The organism is Streptomyces sp. NPDC050534 (genome assembly GCF_044457745.1).
Taxonomy (GTDB): Bacteria; Actinomycetota; Actinomycetes; order Streptomycetales; family Streptomycetaceae; genus Streptomyces.
Map to the genome: position 1 here is coordinate 368,230 of NZ_JBITHF010000001.1, position 23,689 is coordinate 391,918.

General features: G+C 71.1%; 23 protein-coding genes. 12 read left to right on the top strand and 11 right to left on the bottom strand.

Annotated features, from left to right (window positions below):
* Positions 1–44 precede the first annotated feature (44 nt).
* Positions 45–1,292 (bottom strand): SWF or SNF family helicase, encoded by a 1,248-nt coding sequence (locus ACIBN2_RS01685; protein WP_399132085.1) that lies wholly within the window; start codon positions 1,290–1,292, stop codon positions 45–47.
* A complete protein-coding gene (locus ACIBN2_RS01690) occupies positions 1,289–4,201 on the bottom strand; it encodes a DEAD/DEAH box helicase (RefSeq protein WP_399132086.1) in 2,913 nt (970 codons plus the stop codon). The genes ACIBN2_RS01685 and ACIBN2_RS01690 overlap by 4 nt, the downstream gene beginning before the upstream one ends.
* Before the next feature lie 248 nt (positions 4,202–4,449).
* Between ACIBN2_RS01690 and ACIBN2_RS01695 the strand changes: the two genes are divergently transcribed.
* On the top strand, positions 4,450–5,505 hold the full coding sequence (locus tag ACIBN2_RS01695) for a fatty acid desaturase family protein (protein WP_399132087.1): 1,056 nt from the start codon (positions 4,450–4,452) through the stop codon (positions 5,503–5,505).
* 132 nt (positions 5,506–5,637) lie between these two features.
* Positions 5,638–5,820, top strand: a complete 183-nt coding sequence (locus ACIBN2_RS01700) for a hypothetical protein (protein ID WP_010040978.1) — start codon at positions 5,638–5,640, stop codon at positions 5,818–5,820.
* A gap of 509 nt (positions 5,821–6,329) precedes the next feature.
* Here the strand turns inward: ACIBN2_RS01700 and ACIBN2_RS01705 are convergent.
* The 3 genes from ACIBN2_RS01705 to ACIBN2_RS01715 form a co-directional block, all read right to left on the bottom strand.
* On the bottom strand, positions 6,330–7,247 hold the full coding sequence (locus ACIBN2_RS01705; RefSeq protein ID WP_399132088.1) for a hypothetical protein: 918 nt from the start codon (positions 7,245–7,247) through the stop codon (positions 6,330–6,332).
* 138 nt (positions 7,248–7,385) lie between these two features.
* A complete protein-coding gene (locus ACIBN2_RS01710; protein ID WP_399132089.1) occupies positions 7,386–7,682 on the bottom strand; it encodes a hypothetical protein in 297 nt (98 codons plus the stop codon).
* Between the two features lie 123 nt (positions 7,683–7,805).
* Positions 7,806–8,330 carry a PadR family transcriptional regulator gene (locus tag ACIBN2_RS01715; protein WP_399132090.1) on the bottom strand — a complete coding sequence of 175 codons (525 nt, stop codon included), beginning with the start codon at positions 8,328–8,330 and terminating at the stop codon, positions 7,806–7,808.
* Between the two features lie 123 nt (positions 8,331–8,453).
* On the opposite strand from ACIBN2_RS01715, the gene ACIBN2_RS01720 reads away from it, so the two are divergent.
* The gene (locus ACIBN2_RS01720) at positions 8,454–9,209 is read left to right on the top strand and encodes an alpha/beta fold hydrolase (protein ID WP_399132091.1); all 756 of its coding nucleotides are present in this window, start codon (positions 8,454–8,456) and stop codon (positions 9,207–9,209) included.
* A 34-nt stretch (positions 9,210–9,243) separates the two neighbouring features.
* Here the strand turns inward: ACIBN2_RS01720 and ACIBN2_RS01725 are convergent, their stop codons facing one another.
* Entirely contained in the window at positions 9,244–9,843 is a 600-nt protein-coding gene (locus ACIBN2_RS01725; RefSeq protein WP_399132092.1) for a class I SAM-dependent methyltransferase, read from the bottom strand.
* A 173-nt stretch (positions 9,844–10,016) separates the two neighbouring features.
* On the opposite strand from ACIBN2_RS01725, the gene ACIBN2_RS01730 reads away from it, so the two are divergent.
* The 5 genes from ACIBN2_RS01730 to ACIBN2_RS01750 all read left to right on the top strand — a co-directional run bounded on the left by ACIBN2_RS01730 (position 10,017) and on the right by ACIBN2_RS01750 (position 14,926).
* Positions 10,017–10,790 (top strand): MHYT domain-containing protein, encoded by a 774-nt coding sequence (locus ACIBN2_RS01730; RefSeq protein WP_399132093.1) that lies wholly within the window; start codon positions 10,017–10,019, stop codon positions 10,788–10,790.
* Positions 10,791–10,826: 36 nt separating this feature from the next.
* Positions 10,827–13,346, top strand: a complete 2,520-nt coding sequence (locus tag ACIBN2_RS01735; protein ID WP_399132094.1) for a nitrate- and nitrite sensing domain-containing protein — start codon at positions 10,827–10,829, stop codon at positions 13,344–13,346.
* Entirely contained in the window at positions 13,343–13,780 is a 438-nt protein-coding gene (locus ACIBN2_RS01740) for a roadblock/LC7 domain-containing protein (protein ID WP_399132095.1), read from the top strand. The genes ACIBN2_RS01735 and ACIBN2_RS01740 overlap by 4 nt, the downstream gene beginning before the upstream one ends.
* Before the next feature lie 50 nt (positions 13,781–13,830).
* A complete protein-coding gene (locus ACIBN2_RS01745) occupies positions 13,831–14,244 on the top strand; it encodes a DUF742 domain-containing protein (protein WP_399132096.1) in 414 nt (137 codons plus the stop codon).
* Between the two features lie 76 nt (positions 14,245–14,320).
* Positions 14,321–14,926, top strand: a complete 606-nt coding sequence (locus ACIBN2_RS01750; protein WP_399132097.1) for a GTP-binding protein — start codon at positions 14,321–14,323, stop codon at positions 14,924–14,926.
* A 45-nt stretch (positions 14,927–14,971) separates the two neighbouring features.
* Here the strand turns inward: ACIBN2_RS01750 and ACIBN2_RS01755 are convergent, their stop codons facing one another.
* On the bottom strand, positions 14,972–15,400 hold the full coding sequence (locus ACIBN2_RS01755; protein ID WP_399132098.1) for a PPOX class F420-dependent oxidoreductase: 429 nt from the start codon (positions 15,398–15,400) through the stop codon (positions 14,972–14,974).
* A gap of 93 nt (positions 15,401–15,493) precedes the next feature.
* Between ACIBN2_RS01755 and ACIBN2_RS01760 the strand changes: the two genes are divergently transcribed.
* The 3 genes from ACIBN2_RS01760 to ACIBN2_RS01770 all read left to right on the top strand — a co-directional run bounded on the left by ACIBN2_RS01760 (position 15,494) and on the right by ACIBN2_RS01770 (position 18,062).
* Complete coding sequence (locus ACIBN2_RS01760) at positions 15,494–15,907, top strand: roadblock/LC7 domain-containing protein (RefSeq protein WP_399132099.1); 414 nt, start codon at positions 15,494–15,496, stop codon at positions 15,905–15,907.
* Positions 15,908–16,032: 125 nt separating this feature from the next.
* Positions 16,033–17,001 (top strand): DUF6397 family protein, encoded by a 969-nt coding sequence (locus ACIBN2_RS01765; RefSeq protein ID WP_399132100.1) that lies wholly within the window; start codon positions 16,033–16,035, stop codon positions 16,999–17,001.
* A 101-nt stretch (positions 17,002–17,102) separates the two neighbouring features.
* Positions 17,103–18,062, top strand: coding sequence for an ADP-ribosylglycohydrolase family protein (locus ACIBN2_RS01770; RefSeq protein WP_399132101.1), 960 nt, complete (start codon positions 17,103–17,105; stop codon positions 18,060–18,062).
* 272 nt (positions 18,063–18,334) lie between these two features.
* Here ACIBN2_RS01770 and ACIBN2_RS01775 read toward each other — a convergent pair whose 3' ends face one another.
* Together ACIBN2_RS01775 and ACIBN2_RS01780 are read right to left on the bottom strand one after the other, a co-directional pair.
* The gene (locus ACIBN2_RS01775; protein WP_399132102.1) at positions 18,335–19,201 is read right to left on the bottom strand and encodes an acyl-CoA thioesterase; all 867 of its coding nucleotides are present in this window, start codon (positions 19,199–19,201) and stop codon (positions 18,335–18,337) included.
* 37 nt (positions 19,202–19,238) lie between these two features.
* Positions 19,239–21,752 carry a DEAD/DEAH box helicase gene (locus ACIBN2_RS01780; protein WP_399132103.1) on the bottom strand — a complete coding sequence of 838 codons (2,514 nt, stop codon included), beginning with the start codon at positions 21,750–21,752 and terminating at the stop codon, positions 19,239–19,241.
* A 145-nt stretch (positions 21,753–21,897) separates the two neighbouring features.
* Here ACIBN2_RS01780 and ACIBN2_RS01785 point away from each other — a divergent pair, with 145 nt between their 5' ends.
* Positions 21,898–22,692: a metal-dependent hydrolase gene (locus ACIBN2_RS01785; protein WP_399132104.1), complete on the top strand. Its 795-nt coding sequence runs from the start codon at positions 21,898–21,900 to the stop codon at positions 22,690–22,692.
* A 134-nt stretch (positions 22,693–22,826) separates the two neighbouring features.
* Here ACIBN2_RS01785 and ACIBN2_RS01790 read toward each other — a convergent pair whose 3' ends face one another.
* Together ACIBN2_RS01790 and ACIBN2_RS01795 are read right to left on the bottom strand one after the other, a co-directional pair.
* The gene (locus ACIBN2_RS01790; protein ID WP_399132105.1) at positions 22,827–23,099 is read right to left on the bottom strand and encodes a type B 50S ribosomal protein L31; all 273 of its coding nucleotides are present in this window, start codon (positions 23,097–23,099) and stop codon (positions 22,827–22,829) included.
* A gap of 70 nt (positions 23,100–23,169) precedes the next feature.
* The gene (locus ACIBN2_RS01795) at positions 23,170–23,640 is read right to left on the bottom strand and encodes a DUF5709 domain-containing protein (protein WP_399132106.1); all 471 of its coding nucleotides are present in this window, start codon (positions 23,638–23,640) and stop codon (positions 23,170–23,172) included.
* Positions 23,641–23,689 lie beyond the last annotated feature (49 nt).

Here is a 23,689-nt window from a genome sequence, read left to right on the forward strand (position 1 = left end):
GCCGGACTGAGCCTTCGGGCCCGCCGGGACCCCCACAGCCCGCCTCAGGCGATCTCCTGGCCGATCAGGGCCGTCGCCGGGTCCTGGCAGGCCGCTCCGGCGGGCACCCAGCGGCCCCGCTCCTTCCGGTAGGGCCACCAGCGCCCGTCCCGCCCCAGCCGCAACTGGGCCGGGGCGCCGGCGACCGTCCAGCGGTTGCCCTTCGCCCGCAGCAAAGGCCATTGGTCCTCGTCCCAGGCCGACTCCAGCGCGGCACGCGCGCGTGCGAGCGTCGCACCCGTGGGGGTCCACTCCTCCTCCAGGACGGCCAGCGCTGCCGCACCTCCGAGGCTCCACGCGCGCGTCGCCCGCGAAAGCGCCTCCCGGTCCCGTCCCGAGCCGTCCGTCAGCCGGTCCAACACATCCGTCCCCGGCGTTCCCAGGGCGAGTCGGACAGCGTCCTGCGAGGCCGTCAACTCCTCTTCCGCACCCAGCACTTCGGCCTCGACGCCGAGGGCGCGGGCGAGCAGACGCTGTGCCTCTACGGCGGTCCGGGCCGCAAGATGGCGCAGGGCGGCCGGGTCGACGCCAGGTGCCGGCGGTGCCTCGATGTCCAGCGACGGCGGCAGTCCGGGTTCCGCGGGAAGCTCCGGGGGAGCGGGCAGCGGCGGCAGGATGTCGCCGGCCCGGTACGCCTCGGCGGCGTCCACCCCGTGCGGCACGGCGGCGGGCACTTCGGCGGGCCTGGTACTGCGGGCTTGCAGCTCGTCGAGCAAAGCCCGTTCTCCCCGTCCGCGCATCAGCAGCAGTACGAACGGGTCCTGGTCCAGCAGCCGGGCCACCTGGTAGCACAGGGCGGCCGTGTGCCCGCAGTGGTCCCAGGCGTCGCAGTCGCACTCGGGCTCCAGATCGCCCATGTCAGGCAGGAGTTCGATGCCCGCGGTCGCCGCGTCCTCGACCAGGTGCGGCGGCATGTCCCGGTCGAGCAGCGCCGCGACGTGGCCGGCCCGTTCGACGGCCAGGTCCAGGAGGCGGTCCCACTGTTCGCCGTCCAGCTGTTCCAGCAGGACGTCGGCCCGACGCGCGGTGCGATCGCGGTCCTGGACCACGGCGGTGATGCGTCCCGGGCGAACGGACACCGCGCCCACGGCTCCCGCGCGTGCGAGCCTCCGGCCCGCCTTCAGCTGCTGCGAGTCGAGCGCCGTCTCCTCCAGGGCCCTGAGCCAGGCCCGGCCCCACCAGGTTTCGGCGAAGCCCCGCCCGTGCGGGGGCGGCAGTGCGGCGAACGTGCGCTCCGTGTCACGGTCGTTCATCGTGCGCCCCCTCGCAGCTCCACCAGATCGGCCAGCTCCGCGTCCGTCAGTTCCGTGAGTGCTGCCTCGCCCGAGCCCAGGACCGCGTCGGCGAGCTCGCGCTTGCGGCCGAGCATGTCGGCGATGCGGTCCTCGATGGTGCCCTCCGCGATGAGCCGGTGCACCTGCACGGGCCGGTTCTGACCGATGCGGTGGGCGCGGTCGGTGGCCTGTGCCTCGACGGCGGGGTTCCACCAGCGGTCGTAGTGCACGACGTGTTCGGCTTGTGTCAGGTTCAGCCCAGTGCCCGCGGCCTTCAACGACAGGAGGAACACAGGGACTTCGCCGTCCTGGAAGCGCCGCACCATGGCCTCGCGTTCGGCGACGGGTGTTCCGCCGTGCAGGAACTGCGAGCCGACGCCGCGAGCCGTCAGATGGCGTTCGATGATGCGCGCCATGCGCACGTACTGCGTGAAGACCAGAACGCTCGCCCCCTCGGAGAGGATGGTGTCGAGCAGTTCGTCCAGCAGTTCCAGCTTTCCCGAGCGGCCGGAGATCCGTGGCCGTTCCTCCTTGAGGAACTGCGCCGGGTGGTTGCAGATCTGCTTCAGCCCCGTCAGCAACTTCATGATCAGTCCGCGCCTGGCCATGCTGTCGGCACCGGAGATCTCCGCCAGCGTCTCGCGCACCACCGCCTCGTACAGACCGGCCTGTTCCTTGGTCAGGGACACGGCACGGTCGGTCTCGGTCTTGGGCGGCAGCTCCGGCGCGATCCCAGGGTCCGACTTGCGGCGCCGCAGCAGGAACGGCCGTACGAGACGGGCGAGTCGTTCGGCGGCTGCCGGGTCCTGACCGCTCTCGACGGCCTGCGCATAGCGGGCGCGGAAGGAGCCGAGCCCGCCCAGCAGTCCCGGGGTCGTCCAATCGAGGATCGCCCACAGCTCCGACAGGTTGTTCTCCACCGGGGTGCCGGTAAGCGCCACGCGCGCGCGTGCACCGATGGATCGCAGCTCCCGTGCAGTCGCCGCGTACGGATTCTTGACGTGCTGTGCCTCGTCGGCCACGACCATGCCCCACGACACCTCGGCGAGTCCGGGCGCGTCGAGCCGCATCGTCCCGTACGTGGTCAGCACGAACTCCCCGTCGGCCAGGGCGTCCAGGCCGCGGCGTGCCCCGTGGAAGCGGCGCACGGGCGTGCCCGGTGCGAACCGCTCGATCTCGCGCTGCCAGTTGCCCATCAGCGACGTCGGGCACACCACCAGCGTCGGGCCGGCCGTCGACGCGTCGCTCTGCCGGTGCAGATGGAGCGCGATCAGGGTGATCGTCTTGCCGAGGCCCATGTCGTCGGCCAGGCAGCAGCCGAGCCCCAGAGACGTCATCCGGGCCAGCCAGCTCAGTCCGCGCCGCTGGTAGTCGCGCAGCGTGGCCGCGAGAGCATCGGGCTGCGCGACCGGCTCCTGCGCCTCGGGGGACGCGAGCCGCTCTCTGAGGGTCGCCAGCCACCCCGTGGGGTCCACGTCGACCCGGCGGCCGTCGACGTCCGTCGAACCCGTCAGCGCTGCGCTGAGCGCCTCTACGGGGCTGACCTTCCGATCCTGCTGGGATCGGGCACGGTGCAGCTCCTGCGGGTCGATCAGGACCCATTGGCCGCGCAGGCGCACGACGGGGCGACTGGCCTCGGCGAGGTGGTCCAGTTCCTCGCGCGTGAGCTGCTCGTCGCCCAGTGCGAACCGCCAGTTGAAGGCGAGCAGCGCGTCGGCGGACAGGAACGACGGAGTGTCCGCGGCGGTCCCGCCGGCTGCCCGTTCCTCGTCCGGCGGACCGATCACGGCGCGAGCGGTCAGCGAGCGGAACAGCCCCTTCGGCCAGTGCACCTCGACCCCGGCCTCGGCGAGTGCCCGGGCGCCCGGTCCCAGAAGCTCGGTGACCTCCTCGTCGGCGAGGTCGACGGCATCCGGCACGCCGGCCGAGAGCAGAGGCGTCAGCGCCGACCAGCATCGGGCCGCCCGGCGGAGCGCGAGGAGGGCGTCCATGCGCGCGCGTGCACCAAAACCTCCGCCCCCGGAGTCGGCCCAGACCTCGCAGGCGTCCGCCACGAGCGCCGGGTCACTGACGCTGTGCACCTGCAGCACGGCCCGGAACCGTACCGAGGTGTCGTCCTGCGTCACCTCGGCCAGGCCGGGCGTCTCGATCCGCAGCGACAGCCGTACGCCCGCGTCGTGGCCCGCGGCGATGTCGGCGGCCCACGCGCGCTGTTCGGGCATGTGCTGCGGCTCCTGTGCCGCGTAGGCGGGCCCTCCCGTCACGAGGGAGGCCGCGGGAGAGCGGGGGAGGGAGTCGGCCACCGCATCCAGGAAGGCGCGCAGAAGCCGCTCCGGTTCGGGCAGCCGTGACGGCCCAGCCCCGTCGGCCACCGGCACGGCGTGCGCCTCCACCGGCACGGCGTGCGCCTCCACTGGCACGGCGTGCGCCTGCGGCGGCATCGAGGCGGCCAGCCGCCGGACGCGGTCGATGTCCTGCAGGGTCAGTGGGCCCACGCGCCAGGCGTCGTAGTCGCCGGGTGACAGTCCCGGTAGCAGCAGTCCGCGTGCCACGAACTGCAGGGCCAGCAGGGTGGCCGCGCCCCAGAAGGCCGCCCCCGGGTGTCCGTGCGCGTCGGTACGCGCACGCGTGAGGACCGGCAGCGCGGCCCGCACCGGCAGCAGGAGTGCGGGGACCACGACCACCTCGACATCGTCGCCACCGTCGCCGCGGGGCAGGACGACACTCAGTTCCTCGACGGAACCGGCCGCGAGAGGCGCAGGGGCGGTCCCGTCGGGCCGCCAGAACGCGACCCGGCCGGTGCGGGCCGGATCGCCGGGCAGGAAAACGGCGCAGCAGCGGGCCAGTTCGGAGATCTCGGAGGGCGTTGCCGCGGGGATCGTCTGCACAGCGAAGCTGCACTCCTCAAATTTGACTACTGAAGCCGGGGTCGCCGAGAGTACAGCAACTCGGCCTGTTACGGGCGAGAGCGCGGGCCGCCATCCGGAGGGTCGGGCTCCGGGGTGATGTCAGCCCCCCTCCGTGCCACGGGCTGGCCCCCGCCCGTACTCGGGGGGAGGCGTCATGGCCGCGGAGGGGCGTTGATTCGTACGTTTCCTCAGGTCAGCCCGTTGCCCGAAAGAGCCGGAGACCGGATATGCCCGAGCCCACCACTGCCGTCGCCGAACCCCCGCGGAAAATCCGCGACGCTCCGCCCGGCGGAAGCGAGTTCGCACCTCTCCTGCGCACGGTCCGGGGCCAGGGCCTCCTGGAACGGCGCCCCCTCTGGTACGCCCTCCGTATCGCCACCAACGGTCTCGCCCTGGCCGCCGTCGTCACGGGCGTCGTGCTCGTCGGAAACTCCTGGTGGTCGCTTCTGCTGGCCCCGCTCCTGGCCGTGTTCTGCGCCCGCACGGCCTTCATAGGCCACGACGCGGGCCACTCCCAGATCACCGCCGCCAAGCCGGCCGCCCGGGCGATCGGCCTGATCCACGGCAACCTGCTCCTGGGCATGAGCTACGCCTGGTGGAACGACAAGCACAACCGTCACCACGCCAACCCCAACCACATCGACAAGGACCCCGACGTCGTCGCCGACGTCCTGGTCTTCACCGGTGAGCAGGCCAAGGTGCGGTCCGGGTTCAGGCGCTGGCTGACCCGCAACCAGGCCTGGCTGTTCTTCCCCCTCACCCTCCTCGAGGGCGTCGCCCTGAAGGTCCACGGCTTCCAGGATCTGCGCCGGCAGCCTCCCCGGGAGCGTGCCGTGGAGGGCCTGCTCCTGGTGACCCATGTGGCCGCCTACGCCACCGTGCTGCTCACCTCGATGTCTCCGGGCAAGGCACTGGTGTTCGCCGCCCTCCACCACGCGCTGTTCGGCCTGCACCTGGGACTGGCGTTCGCCCCCAACCACAAGGGCATGGAGATGCCCGACCCGAACGGCGAGCGGTGGGGCCATCTGCGCCGTCAGGTACTGACCTCGCGCAACATCCGCGGCGGCATCCTGACCGACTGGTTCCTCGGCGGTCTCAACTACCAGATCGAGCACCACCTCTTCCCCAGCATGCCCCGGCCCCATCTCCGTCTCGCCCGGCCCCTGGTGCGCGCGCACTGCCTGGAGTTGGGTATCTCCTATGCGGAGACCGGGCTCGTCGACTCCTACCGGCAGGCACTGCGTCATCTGCACGAGGTGGGAGAGCCGCTCCGGGCAGAATGAACCGGGCGGGCTCTCAGGGACGAGTCGGGGTCGCGCATCAGGGACGTCTCAGGGTCGCGGTCAGGAACCGCCGGCAGCGCGGGTCCGTTTTCAGGACAGAGAGCGGCAGTGGCCGCGAAGGAGGCGACGCACATGTCGAAGAACGCGAAGATCGCCGCGGGGGGTGTGGCGGTCGGGCTCATCCTGTTGATCTGGCTGCCCTGGTGGGCATCGCTCCTGATCATCCTGGGAGTGCCGGCCGCCGCGTACCTCACGCTGGACCCCTCACAGCGGCGCAGGCTGCGCCGCGCCACCCGCAAGGAGCTCGGTCGCTGACGCCCTGCCGCACGTCCTGCCGCATCGGATCGGCCGGATCGGCCGGATCGGCCGGGTCGGCCGGACCGCAGGGGCCGACGACGTCCCCGCCCGTGGGCCGCGCGACCGTCTGGTCCGCGGGCGGCCGGGTCTCTTGCTCAGCCCAGGGGACGATGTCGGCGAACGCCGAGCGGTAGCAGGTCACGGTCGGCGACCGGCCCCGGGCAGCAGAAGTCCAGGTCGCCATGGACGGTGATCAGCCGTCGGCCGCTGCGGCCCGGTCAGCGATAGCCGGGCCGCGGCCCGGTGCACGGACGCGGGCCGCGCGGCGTAGTCGTACGTCGCGCCGCTCGCGCAGAGCGAAAGGATCTCCTTCGTGGTGCAGCCGGCGGACGGGCCGGGGCAGGCGGAGGAGGGAAATCCGCGAAGGAGACCGGCGATGTCCCGGTGAGCGCGGTGGGGCGGTCCGGGGTTGGCGCGGAAGCCGTTCCGATCCGCGCCGACCCACCACGGGGGGCTCGGAACGGGACTCAGATGGGCCGTACGGCCATCTTTTCGAGCGCGTCCAGGAGTCCGGGCAGCTCCGGTCCGCGGCCGACCGGCAGCACCTCGCCGGGCTCCGCGTCGAGCAGCACGAACGCGATGTCGTCGGTCCTGGCCACCAGCGACCAGCCCGGCCCGTCGGCACGCAGCGTGCGCGCGTCCCCCGGGGCGAACGACGACCGGACGCGGCCGAGCGGGGGCGGCGAATCCACGTATGCGCGTGCTTCGGCGAGCACGCGCCGCACTCCGCCGTGCCCCTTGGACCCGTTCGTCGACCCGGCCTGTTCGGCCTGCTCGTCCTTCACGGCCACAGCCACGGCCTCCACCGTGGCCTCTTCCGCACCCTCGGCAGACGCGGGGGCCTGGTCCGGGCCGGGACCGTCCGGGCCGCCCGGAACCGAGAAGTCCGCGTCGCTGATCTGCTCCCGCCAGATCGCCCACTGCAGCGCGATCTCGTCGGCGCCCAGGCGCCGTTGGGCCGGTCCCCACCTGCTCGTGTCCGGCGGCGCCAGCGGCGGACCGTCCGCGACATCGGGGCCGGGATCGTGCGGCGCGGGCACGTTGGGCGCCGCGACGGCGACCGCGAGGGGCCAGCCCGGCAGCGCGGCGACGACCGACCGCTCGTCGGGCGAGAGGTCGTACTCCATCCCGCAGTCCCAGGAGGCGATGGCGACCGCGACCAGGGAGACGTCGTCGACCACGACGGTCCACCGGGCGCCGTCGCCGTCCTGGCCGAGCACCAGGCCGTATCCGTCGGCGAGCGGCGCGAGTCCGAGGGCCGCGCAGGCCTCCGGATAGTCGTCGCCGAGCACGCTCGGGAACTTCGCCGGCGTCAGAAGTACCGCCGTGAGCACATAAAGTGCCTCGTCCGCGGCGGTGACGGCGTCCTCGTCCGTCCCGGCCATGCCAGCCTCCCCATGGATTCATCCGATCGCGCGCACCCTAATGCGAGCGGAAGCAGCTTGTCACGACTCGGGAGAACACGTGGACCTGCAGTTTTCCGGCTGGACGGGGCGAATCGACCACGCGTGCCCCTGCCCGTGTCAGGCCGCCGGCAGTCCCAGCAGTGTGCGGGCCACCGTCCCCGGTGACTCGTCACGTTCCCGCGCGAGGGCGATGACAGCCCGGCAGGCCAGCTCGTTGACCCCGAACGACAGGGCTTCCGGCGACACCCAGCCCGCCGCCTCGTCGATGCGGTCCTGGTCGTCCTCCGCGCAGGCCGAGACGTACGCGGCGGCGGCTTCGAAAAGATTGTGTGTACGTTTGTCCCGGCCGTTGCTCATATCGGCGCGAACGGCGTTGAAGAATCTTGTACAGAACTTGCGCACCCTGCCCAACATGCTGACCACCTTCCCCCTGCGTGGTTGCCCGCGGCTGTTCGTTCGACCGTTCATCTCCTGCTGTTCAAACTAGAGTTGGAGTTCCCGCGGCAGAAGGGGACGGAACGGTGAAGCGGATATGGATCAGCTGTCCAGCGCCCCGATCGTCTCGCGCAGCCAGCTGAGCTCGGCCCGGGACGTGGCCCGCGCGATGATCAGCAGTCCGCGGCGGAAGGGATCGTCCAGCTCCTCGGCGCGCAGCGGCCGGTCGCCGTCGTAGAAGAAGCTCGCCGGTTCCTCCAGGAAGGCCAGTCTGCGCCGGAGCACGGCCGCCTGCGCCGGGGCGTCGTCGAGGTGGCGCAGGAAGGCGAGCACGGTGAACCACCGGTTCTCGTCGGTGAGGTCGCGCTGAGCGGGCTCCGCCAGCCGTCGGCGCAGCTCGCGCCTGCCCTCCTCGGTGAGCGTCAGGACGTGACGCGGTGCGGCGACGGCGCCGGGTTCGGTGGCGCGTGCCAGCAGGCCGGCCTTCTCCAGGCGCTTGATCGCCGGGTACAGCGTGCTCTCGGCGACCGGCTTCACATGGCCTGTGAGCGCGGCGATGCGCTTGCGCAGCTCGTAGCCGTGCAGTGGGGCGTCGTACAGGAATCCGAGGATGGCCAGCTCCAGCATGCCCGCATTCTCTCCTACTGCCGCTGTACCTCACTTCTTCCTTACCTCGCTTTCGCTATACCTCGGTCGCGATGTATCTTCGTCGGGTGCCTAGATGGCCGTGGGGTCATGAGGGAGGACGCGATGAAGCAGGCCGATTTCGACGGCAAAGGCAGCTGCATCCGGTGGACGGAGACGCCGGGCGACGAGCCCGCGCGCGTGTACGTGCACGGACTGGGGGCGGTCTCGTCCGTGTACCACGCGCACATCGCGGTCCGCCCCGAACTCGCGGGCCGGCGCAGCCTGTTCGTCGATCTCCCCGGGCACGGCATCAGTGACCGCCCCGAGCGCTTCGGCTACACGCTGGAGGAGCACGCGGACGCACTGGCGTCGGCTCTGGACGCGGAGGGCCTCACCGGTTGCGAACTGGTCGCGCACAGCATGGGCGGCTCCGTCGCCGTCGTCCTCGCCCACCGGAGGCCGGAACTGGTCTCCCGGCTGGTCCTCACGGAGGCCAATCTCGACCCCTTGCCGCCGTCCACCGCCGGCAGCAGCACCATCGCCACCTATGAGGAGGAGGAGTTCGTCGACGGCGCCCACGCGCGCGTGCTGGAAAAGGTCGGCCCCCTGTGGGCGGCGACCATGCGGCTGGCCGACCCGCGCGCCCTGCACCGCTCGGCCATCAATCTGCGCCGGGGATCGAACCCACCCATGCGGGAGCTCCTCGAAGGGCTGCCGATCGAGCGCGTGTACCTCCACGGCGAGCTGAGCGGCGAACTCGCGGGCAGCCAGGCACTGGAGGCGTCCGGTGTGCGCGTGGTGACGGTGGCCGGTGCGGGCCACAACATCATGTTCGACAAACCCGACGCCTTCGCGGCGGCCGTCGCGGCCTGCTCCTGAGGCTCGGCCTTCCGCGCGGCCGGTGCGCTGAGACTCAGCCCTCCCGTACGGCCAGCGCCAGGAAGCGGGCGTCCTCGTCGGCGTAGGACGTCATGCGCCAGCCCGAACCGGCCAGCAGCGGGCGGAGGTTGGACTCCGCCCGCAGGTCGTCCGGCGTGATCCGGCGGCCCTGCCGCGCCGCCAGTGCCGCCCGGCCGATGGGGTGGAACAGGGCCAGCTTGCCGCCCGGGCGTACCACCCGGGCCAACTCCCGCAGGTTCTCGTCCGGCTGGGGCAGGTGAGCGATGAGGCCGGCGGCGAACACGGCGTCGAGTGAGTGCGATCGCAGCGGCAGCGCCGCCACGTCGGCGAGCAGCAGTTGCCCGTCGTGGCCCCTCCCGGCGCGTACGGCGGCCTGCAGCATGGCCGGGGTCAGATCGGCCCCCACGACGACTCCCGAGGCCCCCACGGCGGTACGCAGCGGCGTCAGGGCCCTGCCGGTGCCGCAGCCCGCGTCGAGCACCCGGTCGCCCTCGCGCAGTCCCAGATCGGCGACCGCTGCGGCGTACGCCGGGCCGTCGTCGGGGAAGCGGCTGTCCCAGTCGGCGGCACGGGCGCCGAAGAACTCCTGGACATGTGTGTGGTCGTCGCTCATGTGCCACATGCTCCCTCACCGACACGGATGACGCCGCAGTGCACACGTTCGAGCGTGATGCGGTCGTTCCGTTGCACCTCTACGTCATCCAGTTGCACCTCTGCGTCATCTTGCAACAGCTTTCGAAATGAGCCCCCTTGGCGCGCCCCGGGCGGGTCTAGCGTCCCGGGGCCATGGGACACCTGGACCATGCCGCGTTCGGCTGGCTGACCCCCGTACTGTCGTACGCGATGGCGTGCGCAGGCGCCGCACTGGGCCTGCGCTGCACCGTCCGCGCGCTCGGCGCCACCGGACGCTCCCGCCGCAACTGGCTCCTCACCGCGGCCTCGGCGATCGCCACCGGCATCTGGACCATGCACTTCGTGGCCATGCTCGGATTCGGCGTCAGCGGCACCGACATCCGCTACGACGTGCCGCTCACCCTCTTCAGCCTCCTGGTGGCGATGATCGTGGTCTGCGCCGGCGTCTTCGCCGTCGGCTACGGCCGCGACCGCACCCGCGCGCTCCTGCTCGGCGGACTCACCACCGGGCTCGGCGTGGCGAGCATGCACTACCTGGGTATGGCGGCGGTACGCCTGCACGGCCACGTCGGCTACGACCCCGCGCTCGTCACACTCTCCGTAGTCATCGCCGTGATCGCGGCTACGGCGGCCCTGTGGGCGGCCCTCAACATCAAGTCGCCGCTCGCCGTCACCGCAGCCGCGCTGATCATGGGTGCCGCGGTGAGCAGCATGCACTACACCGGCATGCTCGCGGTCAGCGTCCGCGTCACACCGTCCGGCCAGCCCCTGCCCGGGGCCACGGCGATGCAGTTCATCTTTCCGCTCGCCGTCGGCCTCGGTTCCTACCTGTTCCTGACCTCGGCCTTCGTGGCGCTGTCGCCGACGACCGGAAGGCCCGAGGCGCCCGCCTCGGCAGGGCCGCCGGTCGAAAGCACCGCCCACTAGGCCCGCCCTCCCACCATCTGCCCGAGCGAGGAGGCCATGCGTACACCCCGATGGACACCGGGCGCCGAGCCGTCGCCCCCACCTCCCGCGCGCGGCCGTCGCGCCCACGCCGGCCCACCCGCCGACGAGGACCAGGACGAACCCACGGACGTGGTGCCAGGCGTCGCGTCCGCGCCGGAAAGCCGCTGGCGGATACGCCCGCGCACGGTACGGGCGAAGATCGTCTGCCTGCTGATGGTTCCGGTGGTCTCCCTGCTGGCCCTGTGGTCGTACGCCACCGTCACCACCGCCCAGGACATCGCACGCCTGAGGCAGGTGCAGCGCGTCGACTCCCAGATCCGCACTCCGCTCACCGCTGCGGTCGCCGCACTGCAGGCCGAACGCACGGCCGCGATGCGCTGCACGAGCGACCCGGCGGCGGGCCAGTGCGGTGCCTACCGGAAGCTGGCCGGCCGCACCGACAAGGCGCTGGCCCAACTGCGGCTCGGGAACGACCACACCGTCGCCGACAGCGAAGCACTGCCCACCGCAGTGGCCCGGCGGCTCGAGACCTTCGTCGACGGCGGCGACAGGCTGCGCTCCCTGCGCACCTCCGTGCTCGACCGTCGCACGGACTGGAAAACGACGTACGAGCGGTACACCAAGGCCATCGGTGGCGCCTTCGGCGTGGACGGCGCGCTCACCGGCATCCAGGACACAGGTACCGGCTCCGACGCGCGCGTGCTGCTCGAACTCTCCCGCGCGGGAGAGGCGTTGGCCCAGGAGGACGCGGTGCTGACCGGCGTCCACCCCGCCGACGTGCTCAGCGGTGAGCGACTGCGGCTGTTCACCGGGGCCGTCGCCACCCGCCGTGCCCTGACAGAGTCCGCAACCGCCGACCTGAGCGGATCCGAGCGCCACGCCTGGCAGACGCTCGGCGGCAGCAGCGCGTACGCCGCCCTGGGCACCGCGGAGGACGCGGCCGTCGAGGGCACCCCGGGTCCGCTGACCAACGGGCCCGGGACCACGTGGAACGACGCGCACGCGCGCATGCGGGACGGGATGCAGGCGATCGAGGGGAACGCGGCACGCGGCATGGTGGACCGAGCCGCCCCGTTCCGCCGCGCTCTGCTCACCCCGGCCGGCGCGGCCGTACTCTTCGGCCTCCTCGCGATCATCACCTCGTTCGTCATCTCGGTCCGCATCGGACGCGGCCTCGTCGTCGAGTTGGTGAGCCTGCGCGACAGCGCCCTGGACATCGCGCGGCGCAGCCTGCCCGAAGCGATGCGGAAACTGCGCGCGGGCGAGGAGCTCGACGTCCAGGCCGAGGCCCCACCCGGGCGGCCCACCGACGACGAGGCCGGACAGGTCGCCGAGGCCCTGGGCACCGTGCACCGCGCCGCCTTGCGGGCCGCCGCCGAGCGCGCCGAACTCGCCAGCGGCATCTCCGGGGTCTTCGTCAACCTCGCCCGCCGCAGCCAGGTACTCGTCCACCGCCAGCTGAACCTGCTCGACAGCATGGAGCGCCGCTCCGACGATCCGAACGAGCTCGGCGACCTCTTCCGGCTCGACCACCTCACCACCCGCATGCGGCGCCACGCCGAGAGCCTGATCATCCTCTCCGGGGCGGCACCCGGCCGGGCCTGGCGCATGCCGGTCCCGTTGACGAACGTGGTGCGCGCGGCCGTATCCGAAATCGAGGACTACGCGCGCGTGGAGGTGCGGCAGTTCCCCGTGGCGTCCGTCGTCGGCGCCGCCGTCGCCGACCTCACCCACCTGCTGGCCGAACTCATCGAGAACGCGGCACAGTTCTCGCCGCCCCACACGCGCGTGCACGTCACCGGCGAACCCGTCGGCAACGGCTACGTCATCGAGGTCGAGGACCGGGGCCTGGGCATGGGCACGCAGACCCTGGCCGAGGCCAACCGCCGCATCGAACAGTCCGAGGCGCTCGACCTCTTCGACAGCGACCGGCTGGGCCTGTTCGTGGTGAGCAGGCTCGCGGGCCGCCAGGGCATCAAGGTGCACCTGCGCACCTCGCCCTACGGCGGCACCACCGCTGTCGTCCTGCTGCCCACGGCACTGCTGCACGAGGGCGCGGCCGAACGCTCGCCGGACAAGGCCGCGGACGCACAGCCCGCCGTGGCACGCGCGTACGCGCGCACACCCGATGCCGCACCGCACCAGGAGTCCGTCCCGGCGACAAACGAACGGCCCGCGCTGGTGGCGCACTTGCCGGCCGCAGCGGAGACGACGTCCGACACCCAAACTCCCGGAGTCACCACCTTGCGCCTGCACCGTCCCCCGGAGGACAGAGAAGAGTCCGAAAACCTGCCACGCCGCGTACGTCAGGCCAACCTCGCCCCGCAACTGCGCGCACGCCGCGGCGAGGAGCCGAACCGGACGTCGGCCTCCCCGGCCACGCCCCCCGAGGAACGGCGCACCCCCGAGGACGCACGCGAGCGCATCGCGGCCTACCGCGACGGCTGGCGGCGCGGCGGCGGCAGGCAGCCCGGACGCGGAGCCGGACCGGAGCCCACACCGCGCAGCGACAGCAGCGAAGGAGACCGTGCATGATCCAGGACCCGAGCCCGAGAGCCGCCCGGCGATCCGGCGAACTCGACTGGCTGCTGGACGACTTGGTGATGCGCGTGCGCGAGGTACGGCACGCCGTGGTGCTCTCCAACGACGGCCTCGCCGTGGGCGCCTCGACCGACCTGCGTCGCGAGGACGCGGAGCACCTCGCCGCAGTGGCGTCCGGCTTCCACAGCCTCGCCAAGGGCGCGGGACGGCACTTCGGCACGGGCGGGGTGCGCCAGACCCTGGTGGAGATGGACGACGGCTTCCTGTTCGTGGCCGCCGCCGGCGACGGCTCCTGCCTTGCCGTGCTCACCGCCGTGACCGCCGACATCGGCCTGGTGGCGTATGAGATGGCACGGCTGGTCAAACGCGTCGGCGAGCACCTGTACACGCCGACGCGCGCCACTGCGCGGCCGCCCGCCGGCCGGTGAGGCGAGGTGGAGGTGGGGTGGGATGAGGTGGGGCGAGGTGAGGCGCACCCATGAGCCAGGACTGGACCGGCGGCACGCGCGTGCCGGGCAGCCAGTGGTACGACGGCGAGGCCGGGCCGCTCGTCCGCCCGTACGCCATGACGGGCGGACGCACCCGACCCGGCCCCACCGGAGTCCGCCTCGACCTGATCGCTCTCGTCGCCCTGGACACGGGCGCGCCACGCTTCGGCGACGACACGGGGCTCGGGCCGGAGCACCGGACCCTGATCGAACTATGCCGCACGGAGCCCCAGTCGGTCGCGGAACTCGGCGCGGGCGCCGACCTGCCGGTGGGAGTGGTCCGGGTGCTCCTGGGCGACCTCGTGGAGCTCGGCTGCGTCACCGTCAGCCGTCCGACACCGCCCGGGCTGCATGCTGACGAACACATCCTGCGCGAGGTCATCGAAGGGCTGCGCGCGCTGTAGCCCTCCCGGAGGGAACGAAGTTGTGATGTTGCTCAATTGCGCCGGCCCCCGCCGGCCATCCCGAGAGAAGTGATCGATGGTCTTCGAGTACTCCGACGCGGACAGCGGCGAGACGGCCCCGCTGGCGCTGAAGATCCTGGTCGCCGGCGGCTTCGGCGTGGGCAAGACCACCCTGGTGGGCGCGGTGAGCGAGATCAGGCCGCTGCGTACCGAGGAACTGCTCAGCGAGGCCGGCCGGTCGGTGGACCACACCGGCGGCGTGGACCAGAAGGTCACCACGACCGTCGCCATGGACTTCGGCCGCATCACCATCCGATCCGGCCTCTCGCTCTACCTCTTCGGCACACCCGGCCAGGACCGCTTCTGGTTCCTGTGGGACGAGCTCGCGCACGGCGCGCTCGGCGCCGTGGTCATGGCCGACACCCGACGGCTCGCGGACTGCTTCCCCGCGGTGGACTACTTCGAGCACCGGAGCATCCCGTTCGTGGTGGCCGTCAACTGCTTCACGGGCAGCCGCACCTACGAGGCCGAGGACGTCTCCCACGCGCTCGACCTCGACAGCGGGACCCCGGTGGTGCTGTGCGACGCCCGTGACCGCGCGTCCGGGAAGGAGGTGCTCATCAGCCTCGTCGAGTACGCCGGGCGGATGCACACCGCCCGGCTGCTCAACTCGGTCGGCTGACAGGTGATTTCGGTCGGCCGGCGGACTTCCGGTGAGCAGGCACGCTCAATTCGCCACGCCCTTCTCGGACAGGACCTTGTCGATCGCAACCCGGACGAGGAGTTCCCCCGGCACACCGTTGCGGTCCCCGAACTCCTCGGCGCGGTCCTCGCCCATGTACCGCGCGCCGATACGGGCTGCCCAGTGCCTCAACTCACCGGGATCCTCCGAGATCCGGGCACGGCCGTGCAGCACGACGAAAGCGAAGGGCGGCCGGTCGTCGTCGACACACAGGGCGACACGGCCGTCACGGACCAGGTTGCGTCCCTTCAGGCTGCTCCGGGCCGTGTTGAACACCAGATCGTCGCCGTCGAGCACGAACCAGATCGGCGTCACATGCGGGCTGCCGTCCGCCCGGACGGTCGCCAGCTTTGCGGTGCGGGTGCCGTGCGAGAGGAACGCCCGCCACTCTTCCTCGGTCATCTTCTGAGCCATGGACCTATCCTCCTTGCCCGGGGGCTGGTGGTGGTGAAGGCTGGCGGGAGATCCTCCGGCCAGGGAGGAGTCGTCACACGGGGAGACCGGAACATGGCGCAGAACCAGGGACTTGACTGGCTGCTGGACGACCTGACCGAGCGTGTCGAACATGTGCGGCACGCCTTGATCCTGTCCAACGACGGACTGGTCACGGGAGCGAGCACGGGACTGCGGCGCGAGGACGCCGAGCATCTGGCCGCCGTCTCGTCCGGACTGCACAGCCTGGCCAAAGGCTCGGGACGCCACTTCGGCGCGGGCAGAGTACGGCAGACGATGGTCGAGTTCGACGACGCGGTCCTGTTCGTCACCGCCGCGGGCAACAGCAGCTGTCTGTGTGTGCTCGCCGGTGCGGAGGCCGACATCGGCCAGATCGCCTACGAGATGACCCTCCTCGTCAACCGGGTCGGAGAGCGCCTCGACGTAGAAACCCGGCAGCCCGAGGTATTCCCGACGTCAGACTCCTGACCTGCGCTTTTCCCTCTAGCGTGGAGTTATCCACAGGCCTGCCGCAAGATCCGCAGAAGCAGCTACGGTTTTTCCCGAGGCCGCGCGGACGGCGCGGACCACGCACTCCACGGGGGAGATCGACCATGTCAGGCAACACCGTCACGCATGGACACAGCAGGTTTTGCACGCTGGGCCGTGCGGCGCGCGAACTGGGACTCAAGCGAGGAGAGCTCGACCTCGCGGTGAACCTCGGACACATCCGCGCCGTGCCCGACGAAGGGGGCGGGGGCCTACGGGTCGCCCGCACCGAGATCGACCGACTGTGCGCCGAGGAGGGGTATCCCGAGGCGCTGAAGAAGCGCGTCGAGGCCGTGGGGACCAGGGAGGGCGCGGATCTGCTGGTGGTTTCCCACGGCAGGTTCACCAGGCTGGCCCGGCTCGGCATCGTCGTGCCGGTCCGCTTTTATCTCAACCGCTACCGGGCCGTTGTCTGGCTCTATCTGGCCGAAGAACTAAGGCAGTTCGCAGCCGACGAGACCAACGCGCCGCTGCTGGGCGGCCGTACGCCCTCCGAACTCCGGGCGCGGCTGGAGACGGGACTGGATCTGCGGCCCCGGACCTGGCGAGGCCGGTACCTCGGTTTCCTGCGGCGGCAGGCCGGCGACCACCCGTGGGCCTGTGCGGCGGCCGTGGCCTCGCTGCTCGACGCCGTTCAGGTCGCGGAGACCGTGCAGGACCCTTACGAGCGCGCCCACTTGAACCGCTTCCGGCCCAGGCCGTCCGCCGCCCACGGCGCGCCCGGCTCGCCCGCCGCGCAACTGGCCGAGAGCCTGGCCATGGCCCAGGACCCGGACGAGATCAGCTGGCTCCGATCCGATCTCGCCCAGGCAGTGAGCGAGGCGCGCACACTCCAGCCCGCACCGCGCCCGGCTTCCGGATCTGGCCCGACGCCTACCCCTTCCGGATCCGGCCCGACGCCTACCCCGTCGTGCTCGGCTCCCGCGCCACCACGCAAGACGCCCGCCCCCACCCGAGACCGGATCCAGCCGGTCCCCGACGAACCGCCAAGCTCCCGCGGCCTGATGCGGTGGTTGCGGCGCGGCACCGCCTAACGCTTCGGCTTGGCCGTATCCGAGATCCCTGGATCGCATTGGTATGCAAGACCAATGAAATGGCTTGTGCGATCACCATGTGACGTCGATAGCCTGCGCGGATGAAGCGTAGGGAGCGAGCCATCGCGACGGTCGTCGGCTCAGCCGTAGGGGACGCGCTGGGGGCTCCTTTCGAGTTCGGCCCTCCGGGTGCGTTCTCAGCCCGCTTTCCAGAACCCGGGTGCGATGACGAAATGTGTGGAGGCGGCGGTTGGGAACCGGGCGAAGCCACGGACGACACGCAGATGGCCGTTCTTGTTGCGGAGTCGCTCCTGCAGCAACGTGGATTGGACTTGCCGGATATTTTCGACCGATTCCAGCGGTGGGCGGCAGCAGCCCCCAAGGACATCGGCCTGCAGACCGAGGACGTGCTGACAAATGGCATGCCGTGGGATCTGGCCGCTGCAATCCATTTCCAGGTCAACCAGCGAGCAGCCGGTAACGGCTCATTGATGAGGGCGTCGACGTCCGCGGTCTACTTTGCGCGCGCTGGTCAGTCGGCCACGATGTATGCGGCCCGGCGTATCGCCGCCCTTACCCACGGCGACCGCGCCGCCTGGGAAGGTACCGCCATCTTCCACGAACTCGTTCGCCTCAGTCTTGCAGGCGCCGACGCCCTCGCCGCCCTTCCTGACATCCTGGATCTGATCCATCCCGACCATCGTCAGCGATATGCGACTGTCCTTGCCGATGACTGGCATCCCGACCAGGCAACCGAGTTCAACGGAGCAGTCTGGCCCTGCTTGGGGTCGGCGGTCTGGGCTCTGCGCAGCACGGCCAGCTTCGAAGATGCCATCCGCGCGGCGATTGACGTGGGCGGTGATACAGACACGGTCGCCGCAGTCACCGGAGGTCTCGCGGGCGCGCATTACGGAGCAGATGCAATCCCTGCCCGCTGGACTGAGCCCTTGAACGTGCCCCTACCCGGGTTTGGCGGACGGGTGCTGAGTCATGCGAATCTGATCGATCTCGCGCACCGCCTCGGAGCTGGTCTTCATGCCGTTCCGCCAACCCCATGCTGAAGTTGAGGACCTGCTGCTGTCCGGCTCATCGATCCGGTTGTTGAGCGTTTCGACGCCGGCGGGGACAACGAACCCGCTCCCCGGTGGTCCGTCCGAGAGCATTTGTCAGGCGTCGTTCGAGCCGGGTAATGGGGGATGACCCGTCGCCGAACACCTTTCGGCGGTCTTCGAAACCTTCGCTACCGCCCGTCGGCGACGCCTATGAGTGCAGCAGCGCGTGCCGACGGCTGCGTTCGGCACAGCGCCGGCCGGGCTGGGGCTGAACCCGTGAGCTACAGCGCCCGGAACAGCCCCTCCTGGACCACCGACACCAGCAGCCGGCCCTCCACGTCGTAGATCCGGCCGCGTGCGAGGCCCCGGCCGCCTGTGGCGATCGGCGACTCCTGGTCGTAGAGGAACCACTCGTCCGCGCGGAAGGGGCGGTGGAACCACATGGCGTGGTCCAGGGATGCGATGTCGAAGCTGCGTCGGCCCCAGAGGGGTTCGATGGGGAGGCGGACTGCATCCAGGAGGGTCATGTCGCTGGCGTAGGTCAGGGCGCAGGTGTGCACGACCGGGTCGTCGCCGAGGGGCCCGACCGCGCGCATCCATACGGCGCTGCGCGGCTCGGCGTCCTTGGCCCCCTCCACGGTCCAGCGCAGCCGGTCCACGTAGCGGATGTCGAAGGGCTGGCGGCGCGCCATCCGCTCGTACTGCTCGGGCAGGGCGCCCAGATGCTCCCGGATCTCCTCGGTGACCGTCGGCAGCGACTCCGGGTCCGGGACCTTGCGGGCCGGCGGCAGCTGGTGCTCGAAGGGTCCTTCCTCAGGCTGGTGAAAGGAGGCGGTGAGATTGAAGATCGTGCGGCCCTGTTGCACGGCGGTGACCCTGCGGGTCGTGAACGACCTGCCGTCCCGCACCCGTTCCACCTGGTACACGATCGGCACGCCCGGCCGGCCCGGGCGCAGGAAGTACGCGTGCAGCGAGTGCACCGGACGGTCGCCTTCGGTGGTGCGGCCGGCGGCGACCAGTGCCTGGCCCGCCACCTGGCCGCCGAAGACCCGCTGCAGGGATTCCTGCGGGCTGCGGCCACGGAAGATGTTGACCTCGATCTGCTCCAGGTCGAGCAGGTCGACGAGGCGCTCGGCCGGGTTCGTCATGCGGGGATCTCTCCTTGGCTCACAGCCGGCCGACGGCTCACAGCTGGCCGACGTCGGTGATGCGGACGACCGCGCGGCCCTCCGCGTCGGAGGCCGCGAGGTCGATCTCCGCGCTGATGCCCCAGTCGTGGTCGCCGTTGGGGTCGGCGAAGGTCTGGCGTACGCGCCACAGGCCGTGTTCCGCGTCCTCCTCGATGCGCAGCAGCTTGGGGCCGCGGGCGTCGGGGCCGGTGCCCAGGTCCTCGTACTCGTCCCAGTACTTGTCCATCGCCTCGCCCCACGCGTCGGCGTCCCAGCCGGCGTCGGCGTCCATCTCGCCCAGCTCGTCGACGTGGTCGAGGGCGGCGAGTTCGACGCGGCGGAACATGGCGTTGCGGACCAGGACCCGGAAGGCGCGGGCGTTGCTGGTGACGGGCTTGACCTCGTCGGCCTTCTCCTGGGCCTCCTCGGCGGTCATCACCTCGGGGTTGGCGAGCTGCTCCCACTCGTCGAGCAGGCTGGAGTCGACCTGTCGGACCATCTCGCCGAGCCACTCGATGAGGTCCTGGAGGTCCTCGGACTTCAGGTCGTCCGGGATGTTGTGGTCCAGGGTCTTGAACGCGCTGGCGAGGTAGCGCAGCACGATGCCCTCGGTGCGGGCCAGCTCGTAGAAGGACACCAGTTCCGTGAAGGACATGGCCCGTTCGTACATGTCGCGGATCACGGACTTCGGCGACAGCGGGTGGTCGCCCACCCAGGGGTGGCTCTTGCGGTACGTGTTGTACGCGTGGAAGAGCAGCTCCTCCAGGGGCTTGGGGTAGCTGATGTCCTGGAGACGCTCCATGCGCTCCTCGTACTCGACGCCGTCCGCCTTCATCGCGGCCACGGCCTCGCCCTTGGCCTTGTTCAGCTGGGCGACGAGGATCTGCCGCGGATCGTCCAGCGTGGACTCCACGACGGACACCATGTCCAGGGCGTAGGACGGCGAGTCGGGGTCGAGGAGTTCGAACGCGGCGAGCGCGAACGTGGACAGCGGCTGGTTGAGGGCGAAGTCCTGCTGCAGGTCCACGGTGAGGCGGACGATGCGGCCGGTGGCGTCCGGCTCGTCGAGTTTTTCGACGATGCCCCCGTCCAGCAGGGAGCGGTAGATGGCGATCGCCCGCCGGATGTGCCGGAGCTGCTGCTTGCGCGGCTCGTGGTTGTCCTCCAGCAGGTGCCGCATCGCGTAGAAGGCGTTGCCGGGACGCGCGATGACCGACAGCAGCATCGTGTGGGTCACCCGGAAGCGGGAGGTCAGCGGCTCCGGGTCGGAGGCGATGAGCTTCTCGAAGGTGTTCTCCGTCCACCCGACGAAGCCCTCGGGCGCCTTCTTGCGGACGACCTTGCGGCGCTTCTTCGGGTCGTCGCCCGCCTTGGCGAGCGCCTTCTCGTTCTCGATGACGTGCTCCGGCGCCTGGGCGACGACGTAGCCCGCCGTGTCGAAGCCGGCCCGGCCGGCGCGTCCCGCGATCTGGTGGAACTCGCGGGCGCGCAGCGTGCGCACCCGGCTGCCGTCGTACTTGGTCAGTGCCGTGAACAGCACGGTGCGGATGGGGACGTTGACGCCGACGCCGAGCGTGTCCGTGCCGCAGATGACCTTCAGCAGGCCGGCCTGGGCCAGCTTCTCCACCAGGCGCCGGTACTTGGGCAGCATGCCGGCGTGATGGACGCCGATGCCGTGCCGGACGTAGCGCGAGAGGTTGCGGCCGAACTTGGTGGTGAAGCGGAAGTTGCCGATCAGATCGGCGATCTGGTCCTTCTCCTCACGCGTGCACATGTTGATGCTCATCAGCGCCTGCGCCCGCTCCACAGCCTGCGCCTGCGTGAAGTGCACGATGTAGACCGGGGCCTGCTTGGTCGCCAGCAGCTCGGTCAGCGTCTCGGTGAGCGGAGTGAGCTGGTAGGAGTAGGACAGCGGCACCGGACGGGTCGCCGAGCGGACCACCGCGGTGGGGCGGCCGGTGCGCCGGGTGAGGTCCTCCTCGAACATCGAGACGTCACCGAGCGTGGCGGACATCAGGACGAACTGGGCCTGCGGCAGCTCCAGGATCGGGATCTGCCACGCCCAGCCGCGGTCGCCCTCGGCGTAGAAGTGGAACTCGTCCATGACGACCTGGCCCACGTCGGCGTTCTTGCCGTCGCGCAGCGCGATCGAGGCGAGCACCTCGGCGGTGCAGCAGATGACGGGCGCGTCGGCGTTGACGGACGCGTCGCCGGTCAGCATGCCGACGTTCTCGGTGCCGAACATCTTGCACAGCTCGAAGAACTTCTCCGAGACCAGTGCCTTGATCGGAGCCGTGTAGAAGGTGACCTCGTCCCGGGCCAGGGCGGCGAAGTGCGCACCCGCCGCGATCATGCTCTTTCCGGAGCCGGTGGGCGTCGACACGATCACGTTCGCGCCGGAGACCACCTCGATCAGCGCCTCTTCCTGGTGGGGGTAGAGCGTGAGACCGCGCTCCTCGGCCCACGACTCGAAGGCCTCGTAGAGAGCGTCGGGGTCGGCGGTCGGCGGCAGCTGATCGATAAGGGTCACGCACCCATCTTGCCTGGCGTCCTCCCGCATAGGGGAATCGGTTGCCGGTACGAAGATCATGACCAGTACGCTGTGACGCCGACGGAGCGTCAGCGCACCCGGTCAACTGGACAGCGGCACAAGAGGAATGGGGCGGGCAACGGCCATGATGGGACCAGCACACTCACTGTCGGGCGCCGCGGCCTGGCTCGGGGTCGGCGCGGCAGCCGCCGCGACCGGCCACCCCATGCCCTGGCCGGTCCTCCTGGTCGGCGCGCTGATCTGCGCCGGAGCCGCGCTCGCCCCTGACCTGGACCACAAGGCGGCCACCATCTCGAGGGCCTTCGGCCCCCTCTCGCGCGGCCTGTGCGGCATCGTCGACAAGCTCTCCTACGCCGTCTACAAGGCGACGAAGAAGCAGGGCGACCCGCGACGCTCCGGCGGCCACCGCACGCTCACCCACACCTGGCTGTGGGCAGTCCTGATCGGTGGCGGTACGTCGGTCATCGCCATCACCGGTGGCCGCTGGGCGGTGCTGGGCATCCTCTTCGTCCACATGGTGCTGGCCATCGAGGGCCTGCTGTGGCGGGCGGCCCGAGGCTCCAGCAGTGACGTCCTGGTCTGGCTGCTGGCCGCGACCAGCGCCTACATCCTGGCCGGTGTGCTGGACAAGCCGGGCAACGGCTCCGACTGGCTGTTCACGCAACCCGGCCAGCAGTACCTGTGGCTGGGGCTGCCGATCGTGCTGGGCGCGATCGTGCACGACATCGGGGACGCACTGACCGTGTCCGGCTGCCCGATCCTGTGGCCGATCCCGGTGGGCCGCAAGCGCTGGTACCCCATCGGCCCGCCCAAGATCATGCGGTTCCGGGCGGGCAGCTGGGTCGAGCTGAAGGTGCTGATGCCGGTGTTCATGCTGCTCGGCGGGGTGGGCTGCGCGGCGGCGCTGAACTTCATCTGAGGGGCGGACCGGCCCTCACCCGAGGCGGAGCCCGCCGTGCTCCGAGGCGCGTAGCCGGCCGTGCTCCGAAGCGCCTCTCCGGCCGTCCGCCGAGGCCCGGCGCGCCGGCGCGCGGTCGGCCCGGCCCAGGCCGTTCAGCCCGCGCTGCCCGAGCCCTGGCCCGCTCCGCCGCCGTAGCGCCGCTCGAACTGGGCGATGCGGCCCTCGGTGTCCACCGTGCGTGCCTTGCCGGTGTAGAAGGGGTGGCTCTCGGAGGAGATCTCCACGTCCACCACCGGGTAGGTCTTGCCGTCGTCCCAGTCGATGGTCTGGTCGCTGGTGGCGGTGGACCTGGTCAGGAAGGCGTAGCCCGCGGCGCGGTCGCGGAAGACGACCGGGTGGTAGTCGGGTTGCTTGTCCTGCTGCATACGTGCTCCTTCAGTGGTGGGCGCGGGGTCGGCCGGACCGGGTCAGCCGGACATGGCAAACCGGACATGGTCAACCGGAGAGGGAGTCCTCGTCGACGACGTGCATCGCCGCCTCCTCGGCGGACGCCGCGGCGCCGTCGATGCCAACGTCCGTGGCGATGAGCGCGCTCTCGTCGTCCTCGTGCGCGCCCTCGTCGGGGGCGACGAGACGGCCGGAGCGGCTGGCGCCGACCTCGTTGTCCAGGAGTTCGCCGTCGGAGCCGTCGCAGTCGCCGAGGCCGTCGCCGTCGGACTGGACGAGCTCGGGCATCTCCTCGGAGAGCCGTTCCTCCAGCGTCTCTCCGCGTCTGGCCTCGGCGGCGGTCACACCGGCGTGCTCCACCGCCCACGGCCTGTCCGGAGGGGACCAGCCGCGGTCGAGGGGGTCGTCGACACCGTCGTCGATCAGCGTGTCCTCGGCGTCGAGAATGCCCGAGTCTTCCTGGATCTCGGATCCATCGGGCTGGTAGACCTCGTCTCCCCATCCGTCGGCGCTGTTCACGGATACCTCCAGGTGTGGGGCCGGGCCCGGACCGCGCCGGACGCCGGGC